Source organism: Streptomyces sp. SM18, from assembly GCF_002910775.2.
GTDB classification, from domain to species: domain Bacteria; phylum Actinomycetota; class Actinomycetes; order Streptomycetales; family Streptomycetaceae; genus Streptomyces; species Streptomyces halstedii.
Genome location: NZ_CP029342.1, coordinates 6,679,422 through 6,698,601, shown reverse-complemented (window position 1 = coordinate 6,698,601; position 19,180 = coordinate 6,679,422). Strand labels below are relative to the sequence as shown.

Below are 19,180 nucleotides of genomic sequence, written 5' to 3'. Positions count from 1 at the left end.
AGAAGGGGTGGAACAGAGTTTTTCTCGGTCCGTTCCGGATTGCGGACGGTGGTGCGGTGGAGAAAGGAGTACGCCCCGGGGGCGTTCCTCACACCGGGGGCGGCCCTGGCGTGCCACCGGTTCACTTCACCGCGGAGTGCCAGAACCGCGCCAGTTCCCTGCCCTCGTTCGGGGCGAGGGAGGCCGGGTCGTACGGGCTGGCGAAGTACGTCGAGGTGTCGTCCAGCGTGACGGCGTTGGCGCCGGCGGCGGACGGCAGGCCGGTCTTGAGGTTCACCGCCCAGTCCAGCAGGCCGAGACCGCAACCGCTGGCCCCGGGAACGGCGAACGCGGTGTCGGCCTGGTCGGCGCCCGAGAAGGTGTAGCGCCCCATCTCACCGGTGTCACCGGGCGTCCCGTCGGCCTCGAACTGCTGGAGGGAGAGCGAGGGTGCCGTGACGTTCTTCGGCTGGAGCAGGACGGGCTTGGCGGTGGTGCCGATGTAGCACGAGTCGCCGAGGAGCGGGTTCTTGAGATGGATGCGGACCGGCAGGGTGAGGATCGGTACGTCGGTCGCGAAGGCCGCCCCCATGTTGAAGTCGCGGGGCGCCCCGGCCGGTTCGATGGTGGCGGTGATCTTGTTGAGGTCGGCGTCGGTGATCTGCCGGCAGACGGCGGAGACGACCGGGACGCTGCTCGGGCACATCAGACCGAGCAGGCCGCCGGGCACGGTCGCGGAGTCGGCGACCAGCGCGCCCCCGGCGGGGGCGACCAGGCTCGTCGTGCCGTCGGCGCGCTGGAGCACCCCGAGCTGGAGGTCGGTCTTCCCCGTCGTCACCACCGTGTTGCCCAGCTTGATGGAGCCGCCGGCCGAACCCGAGGAGATGCACGTGGCGGTGGTGCCGACGCCGTCCGCCGCCAGCATGGCCGGGGCGTCCACCGGACAGCGGTCGAACGGCGCCCAGTGGCCGTTCAGCTGGGTGGCCGCGGCCGCCGTGCCGGTGGAGAAGAGCGCGCCGAACGCGGTGACGGCGGCCAGCGTCGCCACTCGCGTCCTGGTCGAAACGGATCTCATGTCGTCCCCTCTTGGCTGCCGCGGAAAAGGCGGCCCCCTGCGTGAATGTGGTGGATTTTCATCGGGACGCCTGTGCGCGAGGATCTGCGGGCGCCGGCGGTCCGATGTGTGCGGTGCGTGGTTGGTGCCGAACGCGAAATCTCCGGGCGAGTAATTCGGGGGAATTTCCTGTCCGAATTGGATGAGCCGTGATGTTACTCGCGGGAAACACAGCGGCACAATCCCGCCGCCCGAAGATCTTTTCGGCCCGCTCGATTTGATACGCGGGTGAGCAGCGGCCCCGGATTCTTTGTCAAGAGGTGCGTACACCGGTGGGACGCGGAGTCCGGGGAGAACCCGTCCGGCGTTCACCGCGGCCGAAAACACCGGCCGCACCGGCCGGACCACCACCGACCGGAACACCCCGGCGTCCACCGCCCCCCAGGGTCACCACGGGTCGGCGGGTGAGCGGACGGCCGAAAACATTGTCCGGAAGTGAGCAGTCGCGCCCGACCTGCACCGAAGCGCCACAACGAGACCGACCTGTGTGCCCCCTGCATTTCGATCTTGTCCAAGTGGTGGGCATGCCGCCCGACTTGGTCTATCTTCGGCGCCGTTGTTGGTATACACCTGTCGGCCCGTGGGAGCGCTTTCCCCCGACTGCCTCACCCACGCCGGGCACCGGAGAGCGAGGGGACGGTCATGCCGAGAGTCGTTCAGCCGCTGGACGTCGGAGATCCGCTGGGGCCACTCCCCCAGGAATTCGCCGCGATCATGCGGCCGGAACTGCCGAGCCTGATCAAAGAGATAGGCATGGAAGTGACGCGCGCCTACCCCGAGTACGCGCGCCTGCTGAACGGCCCCAACGGCAAGTCCATCCGGATGGGGGTGGAGCAGAGCCTCTCGTCGTTCGTCGACCTGGTCGCCGAACCCTCGTCCCCCACGGTCTTACGCGACGACATGTGCCGAAGATTCGGCCGCTTCGAGGCCTACGAGGGCCGCTCCATGGACGCCCTTCAGGGTGCCTACCGGCTGGGCGCGCGGATCGCGCTGCGACGGGCGAAGAAGGTGGGCCGGAGCTACCACTTCTCGCCCGCCCTGATGCTCAGCTTCGCGGACGCTCTGTTCGCCTACGTCGACGAGCTGGAATCGCTCTCCCGCGAGGGATATCTGGAGGTGCAGGCCCAGTCCGACCAGCAGAGCGAGGCCATGCGCCGGCGGCTGCTGCACCTCGTCCTGGCCGGCCGGCCCGTGCCCCGTACCGCGATAGCCGAGCTGTGCGAGCAGACCGGCTGGGCGCTGCCCGAGCGGGTCACCCTGGTCGCGGTGCGGGCCCCGGTGGGAGTGGACCCGGCCGACCTGCCCCGCGACGCGCTGGTGGACCTCGGCGATCCGCAGCCGCACCTGCTCATCCCCGGACCGCTGGACGGGGCGCGCCGCGAGGCACTGGACCGCGCGCTGACCGCCACCCGCGCGGTGATCGGCCTGACCGTGCCGACCGCGGACGCCGCGGACTCGATCCGCTGGGCGCGGCGGGTGGTGGAGCTCATCGACGCGGGGATCGTGGAGGATCTGCCCGTCGTCAGCTGCGAGGACCACCTCACCACGTTGTGGCTGCTCAGCGATCCGGCTCTCCTCGACCGGCTCGCCGAGCGCGAGCTCGCGCCGGTGGCCGCCGTCAGCGCCACCCGGCGCGAGCGGCTGCTGGAGACCCTGCGCGTGTGGCTGGAGACCCGGGGCACCGCCGCGCAGATGGGCGAACAGCTGGACGTCCACCCCCAGACGGTCCGTTACCGGATGCGCGGCCTGGAGGCCATCTTCGGCACCCAGCTGACCGACCCGGAGGCACGGTTCTCCACCGAGGCGGTGCTGCGCGCCCAGCGGCTTCGCGCCCGGACCACCCAGCCGCTCCCCTGACGGGTCATCACAGATGGCGTGAAGCGTCAACTTACCCCCTGGTAAAGCGAAATAGACGGTCAGTCCCAAACGGTTGCGACACGGAGACGTATCCGAGGAGAAACCCGGAACTGCGTCCCGTACACAAGGAGGAGCGGGCGGCCGACCGGCCGTCCGGAACACCGCCTCCTGGCCGGCCATCCGAGAGGGAACCACCCATGACCACCGCCCACCTCCTCGTCCCCGTGCCGATCCCGGACCGGGTCGCCGCCCTGATCGGCGCCTGCATCCCGCCGCGCGTCCTCCAGGCGGAGTTCGAGGCCGACTGCGCCGCGCGGGAGGTCCTGCGGTTCCGGGGCCCCCGGCTCTGCGCGGAGGACCAGGCCGACCGCGAGCAGGCACTGTCCGAGCTGGCGCGGGCGAACAAGGTGCTGGCCGCCCACCACCCCGCCCTTCCGGTGCGTCCGGGAGGCGTGCGGTGACGCTTGCGCCGGAGGGGCGCCCCGCTTACCTTACTCAAAAGTAAGTTTACTTAGGAGTAAGGAGTTGGCGTGCCCGACGACAGCAACGGCAGCCTCACCGACGAACTGGCCGGGCTCGACTTCGCCGCGGTCTCCCCCGAGGAGTTCGCCAGGATCGTCAAGGGCCTGTCGGGCCGGGAGCTCGCCGAGGTCATGCGGGGCGAGCTGCGCGCCCGGGTGATCGGCGAGGTGTTCGGCCGGATGCGGCAGCAGTTCCGGCCCGAGGCGGCGGGGCGGCTGAACGCCCTGATCCGCTGGAAGATCACCGGTTCCGAGGAGCTGGTGTACGAGACCCTCGTCGCGGACGGCACCTGCGCGGTGACCGAGGGCCGCTCCGAGGCCGAGCCCCGCACGACGCTGGTGATGGGCGACGCGGACTTCCTCAAGCTGGTGTCCGGCAACGGCAATCCGGTGACGATGTTCATGATGCGCAAGCTGAAGGTGGCCGGCGACGTCGGCCTGGCGTCCGGGCTCACCCGCTACTTCGACATCCCGAAGGCCTGAGCCCATGAGCTACTTCTCCCTCGCCCTGACCGAGGAACAGCAGGACCTGCGCAATTGGGTGCACGGCTTCGCCGCCCAGGTGGTGCGCCCGGCGGCGGCCGAGTGGGACGCCCGCGAGGAGACCCCCTGGCCCGTCATCCAGGAAGCCGCCCGGATCGGCCTCTACGGCTTCGAATCACTGGCCGACATGTACGGGGACCCCAGCGGCCTCTCGCTCCAGATCGCCAACGAGGAGCTGTTCTGGGGGGACGCCGGGATCGGCATGGCCCTCTTCGGCACCTCGCTCGCCGTCGCCGGGATCTTCGCCTCCGGCACCCCCGACCAGCTCGCCGAGTGGGTTCCGCAGTGCTTCGGCGACGAGGACGACCCGAAGGTCGCCGCGTTCTGCGTCTCCGAACCGCAGGCCGGATCCGACGTGTCCGCGATGACCACCAGGGCCCGTTACGACGAGGCCAAGGACGAATGGGTGCTCTCCGGCCAGAAGGCATGGATCACCAACGGCGGGATCGCCGAGGTCCATGTGGTCGTCGCGTCCGTCGATCCCGCGCTCGGGGCGCGCGGGCAGGCCGCGTTCGTCGTGCCGCCCGGCAGCGAGGGTCTGACCGCGGGCCGCACCGTCAAGAAGCTCGGCCTGCGCGCCTCGCACACGGCCGACGTCTTCCTGGACGGCGTACGCGTGCCCGGCCACTGCCTGCTCGGCGGCAAGGAGAAGCTGGACGCCCGGCTCGCCCGCGCCCGCGAGGGCACCAATGCCCAGGGCCAGGCCGCGATGGCGACCTTCGAGGTCAGCCGGCCCACCGTCGGCGCCCAGGCCCTCGGCATCGCGCGCGCCGCGTACGAGTACGCCCTGGAGTACGCCGGTGAGCGCGAGGCGTTCGGCCGCCCGGTCATCGAGAACCAGTCGATCGCCTTCGCCCTGGCCGACCTCCGTACCGAGATCGAGGCCGTACGCCTGCTCATCTGGCAGGCCGCCTGGATGGCCCGCAACGACCGGACCTTCGACGCCGGACAGGGCTCCATGTCCAAACTCCGCGCGGGCGAACTCGCCGTGGCGGCGACGGAGAAGGCCGTCCAGATCCTCGGCGGCGCCGGGTACAGCAGGGAGCACCCGGTGGAACGGATGTACCGGGACGCCAAGATCTACACCATCTTCGAGGGCACCAGCGAGATCCAGCGCCTGGTCATCGCCCGCGCGATCTCGGGCCGCCACATCCGCTGACGCCGGACACGGCACCGGGCGGCAGCGGCCCGTACCACGGGCCCCTCCGCGGGCCCGCGCGCCGTGTCCTCCCCGCCGGGGACTCCCCCGGCGGGAATCCCCGGCGGGCCCCGGCGGGGAGGACACGGCCGTACCCGTCGCCCGCACAGCGCGTCACCGGGCGGCCTCCCGCGCGGCGCAGGCGGTCCTGTCCGGGCAGGCCCGGGGGAACCACGAGTACGCCACGCCCTCCCTCGGGACGTGCCGCTGCTCGCCGAGATCGCGCGCGGTGCCCGTGCGAAGCGGGGCGCCGCACCAGACGCAGACCCAGCCCCGCTGCTGCTCCTCCGTCAACGCGCTGACCGGCGGTAAACCCCTCACGGTCATAACGGCCCCCGCTCTCCGGTGATCTCCTGTGACGGCACCGTAAAGCGCGGTACAACGAGCACAGGCACGCAGAGTGCGTGCCCTGTTCGGGAGTTCCGCATGGAGACTGGGCGCATCGGCCGCCGCATCGCGTACTGGCGCGAGCGCCGCGGCTTCACCCAGGCCGACTTCGGCCGGCTGGTGGGGCAGACCCGCAGGTGGGTGCAGGACCTGGAAGGCGGTCAACGCCAGCAGGACCCGCGCCTGTCGGTGCTGACGCGGGCGGCCGAGGTCCTGCGTATCCCCCTGGAGCAGCTCTTGACCGACACCCCACCCGCCGCACCGGCGCCGAACGGCCCGCCCCCGGAGGCCGCCGGCGTCGTCGCCGTCCTCTACCCCGGTCGCCGCGAGGACGGCGAGCCACCGCCCCTCGACGTCCTCAGGAGGCGCCTCGTCTACTGCTGCGAGGCGTTCCAGGCCTGCCATTACGGGGCGCTCGGGCGGGACCTGCCCGCGTTGGTCATCGGCGCCGGGCAGGTGGCGGCGCGGGCCGGTGCGGAGGCCCGGGAAGCGCATGTGGTGCACTCCCGGGTGCTCCAGCTGGCCACCTCGTTCCTCCACAAGTACGGGCAGGCAACCGCGCCCCAGGCCGCCGTCGTCGCGGACCGGGCGCTGGCGGCGGCGGAGCTCTCGGGCGACCCGGTCGCCATCGGCGCCGCGTCCCGCCGTGTCGCGAGGTCCCTGGCCAACCAGGACCAGGCGGCCGCGGCGGTGGACGTGGCCACGGAGGCCGCCCTGCGCCTGCACGCCGCGCTGTTGTCCGCCGGACCCTCCGGTCTGGCCACCCTCGGCATACTCCACCTCAGTGCGGCGGTCTCGGCGTCCTCGGCGGAGCGCACCACCGCCAGGGTCCGGGATGCCGTCGAGCACGTCGACCGGGCCGCCGAGGTCGCCGACCGGCAGGGCGGTGACCTCAACGCGGACTGGACCAACTTCGGTCCCACGAACGTGACTCTGCACCGCGTGGACGTGCTGACCCGCTTCGAGGACGGCTGGTCGGCGCTCGCGGCGGCGGAGGCGATGGACGAGGCGGACGTACGCGGCCTGACGAACGAACGGCGGGCGGGCCACCTCGTCACGACGGCCCGCGCGCAGCTCCTGACCCGCCGCAAGGACGCCGCCGCGGCCTCCCTGGTCGAGGCGGCCCGGCTGGCCCCGGAGGAGTTCCGGGGCAGGCCGGGCACCGTGAACCTGGTGAAGGACGTGCTCGGCTCGTTGCCGTTGCCCGGTGGGGAGTTGCGTACGCTGGCCGTACGATGTGGACTCCAGGCATGACACGCGTTCTGTATCTCATAGCCTGCGCCGCGGGACCCGCCGAGTACCTCGACGAGGGGGTGCGGCAGGCCCGTTCACGGGAATGGGACACCTGCCTCGTCCTCACCCCGTCGGCGGCCCGCTGGTGGCAGCCCCGCCTGGCCGAACTGGAGGCGCTCACCGGGCATCCGGTGCGCTCGCGGTACAAACTCCCCGGCCAGAAGGACGCGTTACCGAAGGCCGACGCCATGCTCGTCGCTCCGCTCAGCTGCACGAGTCTCAACAAGTGGGGGGCCGGGATCGCGGACACCCTCGCGCTGGGGCTGGTGTCCGAAGGGGTCCACCTGGGAGTGCCGGTGGCCGCCATGCCGTACTTCAACCGCGCCCAGGGAGCCCAGCCGGCCGTGGCCCGCAGCATCGCCGACCTGCGGGCACAGAACGTGGCGTTCCTCGACGGCCCGGACGGGTACGACGCGCACCCGCCGAGACAGGGCGACCCCCGGGCCTTCCCCTGGCACCTGGCCCTGGACGCGGTCGAGGCGATCGCCTGCCCGCGCCCGTAGCGGGTACGCGCACCCCGCGGGTGTGGACCGCGAGGGCGGGCGGGAGAATGCCGTGCGGTGGCGGTGCCGGGCAGCACGGGGACTCCCGTGTCATGGCAACGGGCGGCGCCACTTGGGCCGTTGACCGGCATGCCGGTCCCGCATCACCCGTGGGGGTACTTCATGGACAACACGTCCGGCGCCTCGCGCCCGTCCGTCCTGTTCGTCACCGACCTCGCCTACGAGGCGCGGGGCCGCCGGTACGGCGACGAGGACGTCTTCCTGACGTCCCGGCTCCGCGAGGAGTTCGACGTGGCCCTCTGCCACCCGAAGGACGCGGCGGCGCTCTCGGACCGGTTCGACGCCGTGGTCGTCCGCAACAGCGGACCGGTGCTCCACCACCAGGAGGCCTACGACGCGTTCCGTACCCGGGCGCGACAGCGGGGCACCCGGGTCTACAACAGCCTGGACGGCGGCGGGGACATGGCCGGGAAGCAGTACCTCGTCGATCTGAGCCGGGCCGGCTTCCCCGTGATCCCGACCGTGGACCGGGCGGCCGACCTGCCCCTGCTCCCGCCGGCCTCCGCCTACGTCGTCAAGCCGAAGCTCGGCGCGGACTCCGTGGGGCTGCGCTTCGTCCGTACGCCGGCCCTGTCCGCCGAGGAGGAGGGCACGCTGCTGGTCCAGCCGCGGATCGACTTCCGCCACGAGCTCTCCTTCTACTACGTGGACCGGGACTTCCAGTACGCCCTGTACGCCCCGGACCCGGACCGGCGCTGGGTGCTGGAGCCGTACACCGCGAGCGCGGCCGACCTGGAGTTCGCCCGGAGCTTCGTGGAGTGGAACCCGCTCCGGCACGGCATCCAGCGGGTGGACGCCTGCCGGACGGCCGACGGCGCGCTGCTGCTCGTCGAGCTGGAGGACCTCAATCCGTACCTCTCGCTGGACCGGGTCGGCCCGGAGGTCAGGGACGCGTTCGTGACCCGGCTGGGGGCCGCCGTGCGGGAGCTGTTGGACTGACACGTCCGGACCTCACCGCATGCGTGGGGCCGGGCCCGGTGTGAGGGTGCGAGGGTGACCACTGCCAGCGAGACCACTCCCGCCCCGCAGAGTGCCACCGCGCCACCCGTGCTCGACCCCCGCCGCCGCAACATCGTCTTCGCGACCATCGTGCTGGGGATCCTGCTCGCCGCCCTGGACCAGACGATCGTCGGGACGGCCCTGCCCACGATCGTGTCGGACCTCGGCGGCGCGGAGCACATGTCCTGGGTGGTCACCGCGTATCTGCTGGCGGAGACCGTCTCCACGGTCCTGGTCGGCAAGTTCGGCGACCTGTTCGGGCGGAAGTTGATCTTCCAGATCTCGGCGGTCATCTTCATCACCGGTTCGTTCCTGTGCGGTCTCGCGTCGAACATGCTGCTGCTGATCATCTGGCGGGGTGTGCAGGGCATCGGCGCGGGCGGGCTCATGGTGACCTCGATGGCGCTGATCGCCGATGTGATCCCCCTGCGCGACCGGGGCAAGTACCAGGGGGCGATCGGAGCGGTCTTCGGCGTGGCCACCGTGGTCGGCCCGCTGCTGGGCGGGCTGTTCACGGACCATCTGACCTGGCGCTGGGCGTTCTACGTCAACGTGCCGATCGCGATCGTGGTGGTCGTCGCGGCGGCCCGCACCATCCCCTCCGTCCGGGCCGCCGGACGGCCGGTCATCGACTACCTCGGCATCGCGCTGGTCGCGGTGGGCGCCAGCGCGCTGATCCTGGGGACGAGCTGGGGCGGCAACGAGTACGCCTGGGGCTCGCCGGTCATCATCGGCCTGTTCGCCGGCGGTCTCGTGGCGCTGGCGCTGTTCTGCGCGGTGGAGCTGCGGGCGAGGGAACCGATGCTGCCGATGCGGCTGTTCGGAAACCCGGTGTTCGCGGTCTGCTCCGTCCTGAGCTTCATCGTGGGCTTCGCGATGCTCGGCGCGATGATCTATCTGCCGACGTATCTCCAGTACGTGGACGGGGACTCGGCGACCCTGTCGGGGGTGCGGACCCTGCCCCTGGTCGTCGGGCTGCTGGCCGCGTCGGTCTTCAGCGGCAACGTGGTGAGCAAGACCGGGCACTACCGCCTCTTCCCGGTCGCCGGCTCGCTGGTGATGGCGGCCGGCCTCTTCCTGCTGTCGCGGATGGGCCCCGACAGCGGGGTCTGGCGGGAGTCGCTGTTCATGCTGGTGCTGGGCATCGGCATCGGCCTGTCGATGCAGGTGCTGACGATCGCCGTACAGAACACCGTGGACTACTCGGACCTGGGGACGGCGACGTCGGGCGTCACGTTCTTCCGTACCCTGGGCAGCTCGTTCGGGACGGCGGTGTTCGGGACGATCTACGCCAACGCGCTGCGGCCGAACCTCACCCAGGGCATCGAGCGGGCCGTCCGGGCGGGCGGCGACCCCGCCACGCTCGCGGGGGCCTCGGAGAGCCCCCAGGCGGTGCACGCGCTGCCCGCCGCGCAGACCGCGCCGCTGGCCCAGGCGTACGCGGACACCCTCCACACGGTCTTCCTGTGGACGGTGCCGGTGGCGCTGCTCGGATTCGTCGTCTCGCTCTTCCTGAAGCAGGTCAAACTCCGCGACTCCGCGCGGGCGGGCTCGACGGACATGGGCGAGGGCTTCGCCCAGCCGACCGCCGGGGACCCCGCGCGGGTCCTGGAGTTCTCGGTGGCCAGGATCCTGCGCGACGCCGACCCCGGTACGGCCCGGCGGATCGTCGCGGACTCCGACACCCGTCTCGACATGGCGGGCGCGTGGGCCGTGATGCAGGTGGACCTCTTCACCAGGATGGTGGGCCACGCGGGGCTCCGTCTGATCGCCACCCGGCACCGGCTCCCGCCCGAGGTGCTGGTGCCCGTCTTCGACCGGATGATCGAGGAGGGTTATCTGACCGGGGACGGCCGTCTGTTCACCCATACGGCGGCGGGCCGGCGCGAGGCGGCGACCATCTCCGCCGCCTGGGCGCACTGGCTCAACGAGCGGCTGGCCGAGGACGGGGCGCGGCCCGACGACCGGCAGCTGCGGGCGGCCGTCGACGTGATCGCGAAACGGCTGCTCGCGGAGGACCTGGCGCAGGAGTTGTCCCCCGCGACCGCGCGGGCGACCGCCCCGGTCTGAGGCCTCCGCCCCGCATCACCCGGTCCGGCGCGGCGGTCCGGCGCGCCCCCGCTCACAGCTCCCAGGAACGCGCGCGGTCCAGGTTCTCCCACTCCGGGCGCAGAAGGGCGAAGACCGCGTTGTCGTAGCGGCGTCCCCGGTGCATGCAGGACGAGCGGCGTACGCCCTCCGGTACGAAACCGGCCCTGGCGAGCACGGAGTGCGCCGCCGCGTTGTCGGTGTGGGTGAACGCCTCGACCCGCTCCAGCGGCAGCTCGCCGAAGGCCAGGTCGGTGAGCGCGTCGAGGGCGGCCACCCCGTGGCCCCGGCCGCGGTGTCCGGGCGCGAGCATCAGGTAGGCCTCGGCGGTGCCCTCCGCCAACTGCTGGTCGTGCAGGGCGATGAGGCCGATCGGTGTGCCGTCCGGGAGGAGGACCAGGAAGTCGTCGCGTCCGTTGTCGTCCAGGTGGCGCTCCACGCGCTCGCGCAGCTCGTACAGCGAACCGGGCCAGGCACCCGTCTCGTGGGCGGCCACCGGGTCGGAGCGCCAGCGCTGGATCAGCTCGGCGTCCCCGATCTCCAGGGGGGCGAGGGCGATACCGCGGCCACGCAGGCAGGGGACGCGTTCGGTGTCCGGCTCGGCCGTGTCCTCGCTCATGCGCGGAGCCTACGGGCCTGGCGGCAGGTGCGTACACCGGATTTCAGTCGGCGAAGTCCGCGGTCGCGTACACCCACGCCCCCTCGTGGCGGACGAACCGGCTCCTCTCGTGGAGCGAGCCGGCGCGGCCTCCGGCGGTGAAGTGGGCGCGGAAGGTGACCGTGCCGGTGGTGTGGAAGGCGCTGCCGTCCGTCGTCTCCAGGATGTCCAGGCCCGTCCAGCGCTGGGCGGCGTCCAGGTCGAGCGAGGGCGGGCGGGTGTCCGGGTGCCAGGTGCGCAGCAGGTGGCCGACGTCCCGGAGGACGAAGGCCGTGTAGCGCGAGCGCATCAGCGCCTCGCAGGTCGGCGCCGCCGCCGCGCCCGTGAGGAGGCGGCCGCAGCACGCGGCGCAGGTGGCCGGCAGACCGCAGGGGCAGGGGGATTCCGGTGTGATCCGGCGGGGCGCGGCGGGGGCGGGGGCCAGTCCGCGCGGACGGGAGCTGCGTCGTGACATACGCCCATTGTCACCCGGGGGCGGGGCGGGCCCGGCCGGTGTCCGTGGGGCGGCGCGGGGCGTCGGCACCAGGGTTGCCCGTGGGGCGCCGTGGGACCGGCCGGCCGTGTGGGCGGGGCATGTGGCCCACGCGAAGGCCGTGTTGCCCCGTGTGACGGCGAGGTGGCTTCCCGTCAGCACTATGGCGCGCGCATGACAGTCCACCGTATCCGCTTGCTCCGCCCGGACGCGCGGCTCCATCGTCGTCAGCGGCGGACGAACCCCGTACGCCGGACCCCGTACGGCGCGCCGGAACCCCCGGCGGGCCCCCGTTCGAGGAGGACCCCCGATGACAGCGACCCGCACCACCAAGCGGAAGACCGCCCTGGCGATCGCCTCCGCCACGATCCTGGCCCTGGCGATCGGGGCGGGCGCCGCCTTACCCGCCCAGGCGTCCTCGCCCGAGGGCAGGGTCCTGCATGCCGGAGCGGCGGAGGCCGTCCCCGGTAGCTACATCGTCACACTGAAGCAGGCGTCCGGGTTCAAGGCCTCCACGGCCGAGGGCAAGCGGCTCATAGCCGACCACGGGGGGCGGATCACCCGCACCTACACCTCGGCGCTGAACGGCTACGCCGCGACGCTCAGCGGCACCGAGGCCAGGCGTCTCGCCGCCGACCCCGCCGTCGCCTCCGTCGAGCAGGACCAGAAGGTCCACGCGACGGCCACCCAGACCGGCGCGCCCTGGGGCCTGGACCGGATCGACCAGGCGAACCTTCCGCTGAACGGCACGTACACCTACCCGGACACCGCGGGCGGCGGCACGACCGTCTACGTCCTCGACACCGGGGTGCGCATCAGCCACCAGCAGTTCGGCGGCCGCGCCTCCTACGGCTACGACTTCGTGGACGACGACGCCGTCGCCCAGGACGGTGCCGGCCACGGGACCCATGTGGCCACCACCGTCGCCGGGTCCACCTACGGGGTGGCGAAGAAGGCGAAGATCGTCGCGGTGCGCGTCCTCGACAACAACGGCTCCGGCACCACCGCCGGTGTCATCGCGGGCGTGGACTGGATCACGGCCAACCACGTGGCGTCCTCCGTCGCGAACGTGTCCCTGGGCGGCGGCCCCAGCACCGCGCTGGACGACGCCGTGCGCCGGTCGATCGCCTCGGGGGTGACCTACTCCATCGCGGCCGGCAACTCGGGTGCGCCCGCGTCCGGTTACTCGCCCGCCCGGGTGGACACCGCGATCACGGTCGGCGCGACGACGCGGACCGACGCGAGGGCCACCTACTCCAACTACGGCCCGGTCGTGGACATCTTCGCCCCGGGCTCCGACATCACGGCCGGCTGGAACACCTCGGACACCGCGACCTACACCGGCAGCGGCACGTCCTTCGCCGCCCCGCACGTCTCCGGAGCCGCCGCGGTCTACCTGACCAACCACCCGGGCGCCTCGCCCGCCGCGGTGGCCACCGCCCTCGTGAACGGCGCGACCTCCGGCGTCCTGACGGGCGTCGGCACCGGGTCACCGAACAAGCTGCTGAAGCTCGTCCCGTGACGCGGACACGGACGGGACGCGCCGACGCGGGCACACGGACCGGGTGACCGGACCGCGGGGCGCGGGGCGCGCGTGAGGGCCGGGGGCCCGTGTGGAGGGGCGGGACGGACCGCCTCTCCCACGGGCCCCCGTTCCGTGGCCGGTGCCGGGCGCCGTTTTTTCGGGCGAGGGTGGCGGCCCCGCCGTCACGCGCGGAGCCAGGCGAGCGCCGCGACGGTCAGGGCGCTGACACCGGTGTCCAGGGTCGGCTGGACGACGGGGGCGAAGGCGGAGCTGTGGTTGACCGGGACGTCCTGGGCGAGGGTGCCCTTCTTCTCGGCCGCGGCGTACAGGCCGGGGTCGGTGCCGCCGATGCCCCAGTACGTGAACGGCGCGCCGAACGCCCTGGGGATCTCGCTCATGTCCTCGCTGGCGGTCTGCGGGTCGATGGTGTGGGCGGCATCGCCGAAGTACGCGGCGAACGCCTCGGCGACCCGCCGGGTCGGGGCCTCGTCGTTGACCGTGGGCGGGAAGGAGCTGATCCTCTCGATCAGGGGCTCCCGCGGCGAGCGGGACGCCTGGCACTCGGCCTTGACGATCCGCTCGACGGCGTCGAGGACCTGGGTGCGTGAGGCGTCGTCGTAGGTGCGGACGTTGAGCTGGATGACGGCGCTGTCGGGGATGACGTTGGGGCCGGTGCCCGCGTGGACGCTGCCGACCGTGACGACGGCGGGGGTGGTGGCCGCCAGCTCCCGGGAGACGATGGTCTGGAGGCGTACGACGATCATCGCGGCCATGACCACGGGGTCCACGGCGGACTGGGGCATGGAGCCGTGCGCCCCCCGGCCGTGGACGGTGACGCGCAGACTGTCCGCGGCCGCCAGGAACGATCCGGTCCGGGTGCCGACGTATCCGGCCGGATAGGGCAGGACGTGCTGGGCGAGCACCACGTCGGGCCGGGGGGCCTTGGACGTCAGACCGTCGTCGATCATGGCCTCGGCGCCGTCGCCGTTCTCCTCCGAGGGCTGGAAGAGCGCCACGAAGGTCCCCTTCCAGGCGTCCCTGGCCCGGGACATCAGCTGGGCGCAGCCGATCAGAGAGGTCACGTGCACATCGTGGCCGCACGCGTGCGTCACCGGCTGCTCGGTGCCGTCCTCGTCGGTGTAAGTGACGGTGGAGGCGTACGGCAGACCGGTCCGTTCGCGTACCGGAAGGGCGTCCATGTCGGCGCGGGCCATGACGACCGGGCCCTCGCCGTTGGCCAGGACGGCGACCACCCCGGTCCCTCCGATGCCGTCGGTGACCTCGTAGCCGAAGCCCCGCAGGGCGTCGGCCGCCTTCCCGGCGGTGCGGTGCTCCCGGAGACCGAGTTCGGGGTGGCGGTGCAGATCCTTGTAGAGGTCCTCCAGCTCGGTACGGATGCCGTCCAGCCCGGCCAGCACGGTGCGGGCGCGATCACTCATCGTTCCTCCTTGCGCGAGCGGCGACGGCCCTCGCGGCGGGCACCGAGGCGGCGCCGTGTCACCGAGGCCAGTGCGGAGTGGGGCCGCCAGTCCAGGCCGGTGGGCAGGTTCCAGCCGTGGCGCACGGCGCTGAGCCGGAAGACCAGGGCCAGGCCGACGCCGAGGCAGACCCCGACCAGGGGGACGCCGAGGTAGGCGCAGAGCACCGTGACCGCGGCGACGGCGAGGGCGACCGTGGCGTACAGGCCGTTGCCGCCGAACACGGCGGGCACGCGGCCGAGGACGACGTCCCGCAGGGCGCCGCCGCCGACGGCGGTCACGGTGCCGAGCAGGACGGCCGGGAGCCAGCCCAGTCCGACCGAGAGGGTCTTGTTGGCGCCCGCCACCGCCCAGAACCCGATCACGGCGGCGTCGAGAGCGACGAACAGCCGGTTCCAGGACTGTTCCCCGAACCGGATGAAGAAGGCGACCGCGGCCCCGGCGAAGGCGACGGTCAGATAGGTGTAGTCGGTCAGCGCCACCGGAGTGCCGTGCTGGAGCAGCACGTCCCGGATCATGCCGCCGCCCAGGCCGGAGATGACGCCGACCACCAGGAACCCGAAGAGGTCCAGGCCGGCCGCGCGGGCCACGGCACCACCGAGCAGCGCGCACGAGCAGACACCGGCCAGGTCGAGGTACCGCGTCACCTCCTCGACCCCGGCGGGGATCAGAGAGGCCGACAAATCGGACACCGTAGGCATGGGGCGAGCATATTCCATGCCCGGTCCACACGGGTTCCCGAACAGGCTTCCGGCCCACCGGCCCAGCTGGCACCTCTGGCCCCGGAGCCGGCCGCTGGGCACACACGACGAACCCCGCCACGGAATTTTCTCCGGGGCGGGGTCTCTGGGTAGTCGTTGGGGTACTCTATGTACCAAGGGCGTGGCCGCCGGGAAACCGGTCGCGCATGTCAGGTGAGCAGGAAGTCTGCCTGCCCTGCCTTGGCGCCTTGGATGAAGGCAGCGATCTCTCCGTTGGAGTAGATGAGGGCTGGGCCGTCGGGATCGGCGGACTGACGCACCGCCACCCTGCCGTCCGCCAGTTTCATGGCTTCGATGCAGTTGCCCCCGTTACCACCGCTCCACGGCTTGTACCAGCCCTCGGTGCCCAGGTCGCCGGCCGGCATGCCGTTGTATATGTGGTTCATCACAGCTCCTTGCGGAAATCCCTCAGGATCTCCTTCGTGCGTTGTGCAGTTGCGGCCTGAGCCGCCATGCGGTCCATGACCTCGAGGTAGGAAGCCACCTCGGAGCGCGCGTCGAAGTAGACGGCACCGGTCAGGTACTCGCTGTAGACCATGTCCGGCAGTTCGGGGACGGCGAACCGGAAGAGGACGAACGGGCCGTACGTACCGGGGTGGTGGCCGGTGGCGAACTCCGCTATCTGGAGCGTCACGTGCGGCAGGTCCGTCGCTTCGAGGAGCCGGTCGATCTGGGCCCGCATGACGCTCGGGCCGCCCACGGGACGGCGCAGGACCGTCTCGTCCATGACCACCCACAGCTTGGGCGCCTCGTCCTTGGTCAGCAGCGACTGCCGCTCCATCCGCAGCGCCACATGGCGCTCGATGTCCTCGGGACGGGTCTGGCCGACCGCTCCGGTGCGCAGGACGCAGCGCGCGTACTCCTCGGTCTGCAGGAGCCCCGGCACGAAGTGCGGTTCGTACGTGCGCAGGAGCGCGGCCGCGCCCTCCAGGCTGACGTACATGCTGAACCAGTCGGGCAGGACGTCGTGGAAGCGCTGCCACCAGCCGGGCTTGTTGGCCTCCTCGGCGAGGTCGACGAAGGCGTCCACCTCGTCGTCGGCGATTCCGTAGGCCTTCAGCAGGAGCTGCACGTAGGGGATCTTGAGCCCGACCTCGGCGGTCTCCATCCTGCGTATCGTCCCGGAAGCGACACGGAGCACCTTGGCGGCCTGGTCGCGGCTCAGGCCGACGCGTTCCCGCAGGTCCTGCAGGCGCTTGCCGAGAACGACCTGGCCCACGGTCGGGGCGGACCGCGGTTCGCTCACTTCAGACCTCCCGATGCGCTGTGTGCCAGCAGTGTGCCATGCGCGACCACCACAAGGACACTGCCACTCTGAATTTTTCAGAGTGCCTCTTGCCAAGTGTTCTCGTCAGGGGGAGAGTTGGCGAGTGAACCAGTTCACGTAGTCGCGACCGCTCGTGTTCCACGACGGTCCGAAGCGTGGCTCAGCCCCCACTGTGAGGAATCGGTCGTGGCACCTGGCAGTGCGCTCATCCCCCGGCTCGTGGATCTCGGCCCCCGGAGGGAAGCGCTCCGTGACCGCTTCGCGCTGTCGGCGCGCCCTGAGTCCGTGGCGGGCGCGCGGCGGCTGACGCGGGCCCGGCTGACGGCGTGGCGGGTCGGCCAGGACACCATGGACGCGGCGGTCCTGATCGTCTCCGAACTGGTCACCAACGCGGTGGTGCACACGGCCAGCGCGCGTGTCGTCTGCGAACTCGAATACTCCGGAGCCGGTGTGCGCGTGTCCGTCACCGACCAGGGCCACCAGCCCGAAGGGCCCCGGTTGTCGCCCGCCTCCGAGGACGAGCACGGCCGCGGTCTGCTGCTGGTCGACTCGCTGAGCACGGCCTGGGGCGCGCACGAGGCGGCGGACGGCTGCGGGCGCGTGGTGTGGGCGCGGCTGCCGGCCGGCTCGGAGGCGGCATGCTGAGGCACACGCTGGCTCATCTGCTGGGGGCGCGCCGCTCGCGCTCCGTGGCGGAGCCGGGCGTCCCGGGGCGGGTCAGGCTGCCCCTGCCGCCCGCGCTGTCGGCGAGCCTGGGCTGTGACGCGGTGGGAGTTCCCGCGCGGTACGGATTCCGGCTGATGTCCCATCTGCCGCGCGCCGGATGCGTGTTCGCCGACGCGGACCAGTGGTGGTGGATCGTCCCGTCGGGCTCGGACCTGGATCTGGACTGGCCCGAGCAGGTCTCGTACGTCACCGGGGCCTGTGTGCCGGGCGGGCGGCCCCGGCTGATCCACGTGCCGGACAGCCGTACGCCGTACACCCCGCCGATCCCGCTCTACCTGATGGTGTGCCAGGTCACCGGGGTGGCGCCGTCCTGGGCGGCGCCGGGGCGGCCGAAGGCCGTGCCCGCCCCCTGACGTCCGGCGCCGCCCCGGGGTTCAGGGCCGGTCGAGGTAGGCGAGCCCCGGATGGACGTCCAGGTAGCCCTCGACCAGTCTTCGGGCCACCGTGACCGAGTCGACCAGCGGGTGCAGCGCGAAGGCCCGCACGGCCGCCGACCTCGAACCGCTCTCCGCCGCCTCCAGCACGGCGCGCTCCACCGCCTTCACCGCGGTGACCAGCCCGACCGCGTGGTAGGGCAGCGGGTCCACCGCCACGGGGCGGGCGCCGTCGGCGTCCACCAGGCAGGGCACCTCGACGACCGCCTCCGCGTCGAGCACGGAGAGGGTGCCCCGGTTGCGGACGTTCAGGATCAGCGAGGCGCGCTCGTCGCGGGCGACGGCCCGCATCAGGGCGAGGGCGACCTGTTCGTAGCCGCCGGACTCCAGATCGCTCTCCTCGCGCTCCCCCGCGCCGGCCGCGTCCCGGCTCTCCGCCATGTAGGTGGCCTCGCGTTCGGCGCGGGTGCGGTCCCAGGTGGCGAGCGCGGGGGCCGCCGGGTCCCTCATCCGGGCGTAGAACCCCTCCTGCTGGTCGCGCAGGAACGCGCCCCGGGTCCGCTCGGCCTCCTGGTAGGCCCGGACCGCCTCCCGGTTGAAGTAGTAGTAGTGCAGGTACTCGTTGGGGATCGCGCCGAGGGAGCGCAGCCAGTCGGCGCCGAAGAGCCGGCCTTCCTCGAAGGAGCCGAGGAGCGCGGGGTCGGCCAGCAGCCGCGGGAGTTCGTCGCGTCCGTCGACACGCAGGGCGCGGACCCAGCCGAGGTGGTTGAGACCGGCGTAGTCGATCCGGGCGCGGGCGGGGTCGGCCCCCAGGACCCGGGCGATCCGCCGGCCGAGGCCGACGGGGGAATCGCAGATGCCGATGACGCGGTCACCGAGGTGGCGGGACATGGCCTCGGTGACCAGCCCGGCCGGGTTGGTGAAGTTGATGACCCAGGCGTCCGGGGCGAGCCGGGCGATCCGCCGGGCCAGGGCGACGGCGACGGGCACGGTGCGCAGCCCGTACGCGATGCCTCCGGCACCGACCGTCTCCTGGCCGAGGACGCCCAGGCCGAGAGCGACGCGCTCGTCCGCCGCCCGGCCTTCGAGGCCGCCGACCCGGATCGCGGAGAAGACGAAGTCGGCGCCGCGCAGGGCCTCGTCGAGGTCGCCGGTGGCCACGACCGCGGGCGCGTCGGCCACCCCCCGCGCCTGTTCGCCGAGGACCCGGGCGACGGCGGTGAGCCGCTCCGCGTCCGTGTCGTACAGGGTGACCCGCGAGACGCGGCCCTCGGCGTGATCACCGAGCAGTGCCCCGTACACGAGAGGCACCCGGAATCCGCCACCGCCAAGAATTGTCAGCTTCACGCTGCTCGATGGTACGGGCCGCGTGCCGTG

The 19,180-nt window shown here is 72.3% G+C and carries 19 protein-coding genes; 11 read left to right on the top strand and 8 right to left on the bottom strand.

Annotated features, from left to right (window positions below; genetic code table 11):
* Positions 1 to 121: 121 nt before the first annotated feature.
* Complete coding sequence (locus B9S64_RS29725) at positions 122 to 1,054, bottom strand: hypothetical protein (RefSeq protein WP_103493303.1); 933 nt, start codon at positions 1,052 to 1,054, stop codon at positions 122 to 124.
* Between the two features lie 681 nt (positions 1,055 to 1,735).
* On the opposite strand from B9S64_RS29725, the gene B9S64_RS29720 reads away from it, so the two are divergent.
* The 8 genes from B9S64_RS29720 (at position 1,736) to B9S64_RS29680 (ending at position 10,524) form a co-directional block, all read left to right on the top strand.
* Positions 1,736 to 2,950: a CdaR family transcriptional regulator gene (locus B9S64_RS29720; protein ID WP_103493302.1), complete on the top strand. Its 1,215-nt coding sequence runs from the start codon at positions 1,736 to 1,738 to the stop codon at positions 2,948 to 2,950.
* 197 nt (positions 2,951 to 3,147) lie between these two features.
* Positions 3,148 to 3,411 carry a hypothetical protein gene (locus B9S64_RS29715; RefSeq protein ID WP_093526668.1) on the top strand — a complete coding sequence of 88 codons (264 nt, stop codon included), beginning with the start codon at positions 3,148 to 3,150 and terminating at the stop codon, positions 3,409 to 3,411.
* 69 nt (positions 3,412 to 3,480) lie between these two features.
* A complete protein-coding gene (locus tag B9S64_RS29710) occupies positions 3,481 to 3,954 on the top strand; it encodes an SCP2 sterol-binding domain-containing protein (RefSeq protein WP_103493301.1) in 474 nt (157 codons plus the stop codon).
* A gap of 4 nt (positions 3,955 to 3,958) precedes the next feature.
* Positions 3,959 to 5,173 (top strand): acyl-CoA dehydrogenase family protein, encoded by a 1,215-nt coding sequence (locus tag B9S64_RS29705; protein WP_103493300.1) that lies wholly within the window; start codon positions 3,959 to 3,961, stop codon positions 5,171 to 5,173.
* A 465-nt stretch (positions 5,174 to 5,638) separates the two neighbouring features.
* The gene (locus B9S64_RS29695; protein WP_103493298.1) at positions 5,639 to 6,853 is read left to right on the top strand and encodes a helix-turn-helix domain-containing protein; all 1,215 of its coding nucleotides are present in this window, start codon (positions 5,639 to 5,641) and stop codon (positions 6,851 to 6,853) included.
* Positions 6,850 to 7,395, top strand: coding sequence for a flavoprotein (locus B9S64_RS29690; RefSeq protein WP_103493297.1), 546 nt, complete (start codon positions 6,850 to 6,852; stop codon positions 7,393 to 7,395). Before B9S64_RS29695 ends, B9S64_RS29690 begins: the two co-directional genes overlap by 4 nt.
* A gap of 162 nt (positions 7,396 to 7,557) precedes the next feature.
* The gene (locus tag B9S64_RS29685; protein ID WP_103493319.1) at positions 7,558 to 8,394 is read left to right on the top strand and encodes a hypothetical protein; all 837 of its coding nucleotides are present in this window, start codon (positions 7,558 to 7,560) and stop codon (positions 8,392 to 8,394) included.
* Positions 8,395 to 8,448: 54 nt separating this feature from the next.
* The gene (locus B9S64_RS29680) at positions 8,449 to 10,524 is read left to right on the top strand and encodes an MDR family MFS transporter (protein WP_103493296.1); all 2,076 of its coding nucleotides are present in this window, start codon (positions 8,449 to 8,451) and stop codon (positions 10,522 to 10,524) included.
* Positions 10,525 to 10,576: 52 nt separating this feature from the next.
* Here B9S64_RS29680 and B9S64_RS29675 read toward each other — a convergent pair whose 3' ends face one another.
* Both B9S64_RS29675 and B9S64_RS29670 read right to left on the bottom strand, forming a co-directional pair.
* A complete protein-coding gene (locus tag B9S64_RS29675; protein ID WP_103493295.1) occupies positions 10,577 to 11,161 on the bottom strand; it encodes a GNAT family N-acetyltransferase in 585 nt (194 codons plus the stop codon).
* 43 nt (positions 11,162 to 11,204) lie between these two features.
* On the bottom strand, positions 11,205 to 11,654 hold the full coding sequence (locus B9S64_RS29670; protein ID WP_103493294.1) for a YchJ family protein: 450 nt from the start codon (positions 11,652 to 11,654) through the stop codon (positions 11,205 to 11,207).
* Positions 11,655 to 11,982: 328 nt separating this feature from the next.
* Here B9S64_RS29670 and B9S64_RS29665 point away from each other — a divergent pair, with 328 nt between their 5' ends.
* Positions 11,983 to 13,194, top strand: a complete 1,212-nt coding sequence (locus B9S64_RS29665; protein WP_103493293.1) for a S8 family peptidase — start codon at positions 11,983 to 11,985, stop codon at positions 13,192 to 13,194.
* 185 nt (positions 13,195 to 13,379) lie between these two features.
* Here B9S64_RS29665 and B9S64_RS29660 read toward each other — a convergent pair whose 3' ends face one another.
* The 4 genes from B9S64_RS29660 to B9S64_RS29645 form a co-directional block, all read right to left on the bottom strand.
* The gene (locus B9S64_RS29660; protein ID WP_103493292.1) at positions 13,380 to 14,636 is read right to left on the bottom strand and encodes a M20 family metallopeptidase; all 1,257 of its coding nucleotides are present in this window, start codon (positions 14,634 to 14,636) and stop codon (positions 13,380 to 13,382) included.
* Positions 14,633 to 15,376 (bottom strand): trimeric intracellular cation channel family protein, encoded by a 744-nt coding sequence (locus tag B9S64_RS29655; RefSeq protein WP_103493291.1) that lies wholly within the window; start codon positions 15,374 to 15,376, stop codon positions 14,633 to 14,635. The genes B9S64_RS29660 and B9S64_RS29655 overlap by 4 nt, the downstream gene beginning before the upstream one ends.
* Before the next feature lie 209 nt (positions 15,377 to 15,585).
* Positions 15,586 to 15,822 carry a DUF397 domain-containing protein gene (locus B9S64_RS29650; RefSeq protein ID WP_028440863.1) on the bottom strand — a complete coding sequence of 79 codons (237 nt, stop codon included), beginning with the start codon at positions 15,820 to 15,822 and terminating at the stop codon, positions 15,586 to 15,588.
* Positions 15,822 to 16,682: a helix-turn-helix transcriptional regulator gene (locus tag B9S64_RS29645; RefSeq protein ID WP_028440864.1), complete on the bottom strand. Its 861-nt coding sequence runs from the start codon at positions 16,680 to 16,682 to the stop codon at positions 15,822 to 15,824. The genes B9S64_RS29650 and B9S64_RS29645 overlap by 1 nt, the downstream gene beginning before the upstream one ends.
* A 207-nt stretch (positions 16,683 to 16,889) precedes the next feature.
* Between B9S64_RS29645 and B9S64_RS29640 the strand changes: the two genes are divergently transcribed.
* Positions 16,890 to 17,348: an ATP-binding protein gene (locus B9S64_RS29640; RefSeq protein WP_103493290.1), complete on the top strand. Its 459-nt coding sequence runs from the start codon at positions 16,890 to 16,892 to the stop codon at positions 17,346 to 17,348.
* Complete coding sequence (locus B9S64_RS29635; protein ID WP_103493318.1) at positions 17,342 to 17,782, top strand: hypothetical protein; 441 nt, start codon at positions 17,342 to 17,344, stop codon at positions 17,780 to 17,782. Before B9S64_RS29640 ends, B9S64_RS29635 begins: the two co-directional genes overlap by 7 nt.
* A 21-nt stretch (positions 17,783 to 17,803) precedes the next feature.
* On the opposite strand, the gene B9S64_RS29630 is transcribed toward B9S64_RS29635, so the two are convergent.
* Entirely contained in the window at positions 17,804 to 19,150 is a 1,347-nt protein-coding gene (locus tag B9S64_RS29630) for a 6-phospho-beta-glucosidase (protein ID WP_103493289.1), read from the bottom strand.
* Positions 19,151 to 19,180: the final 30 nt, after the last annotated feature.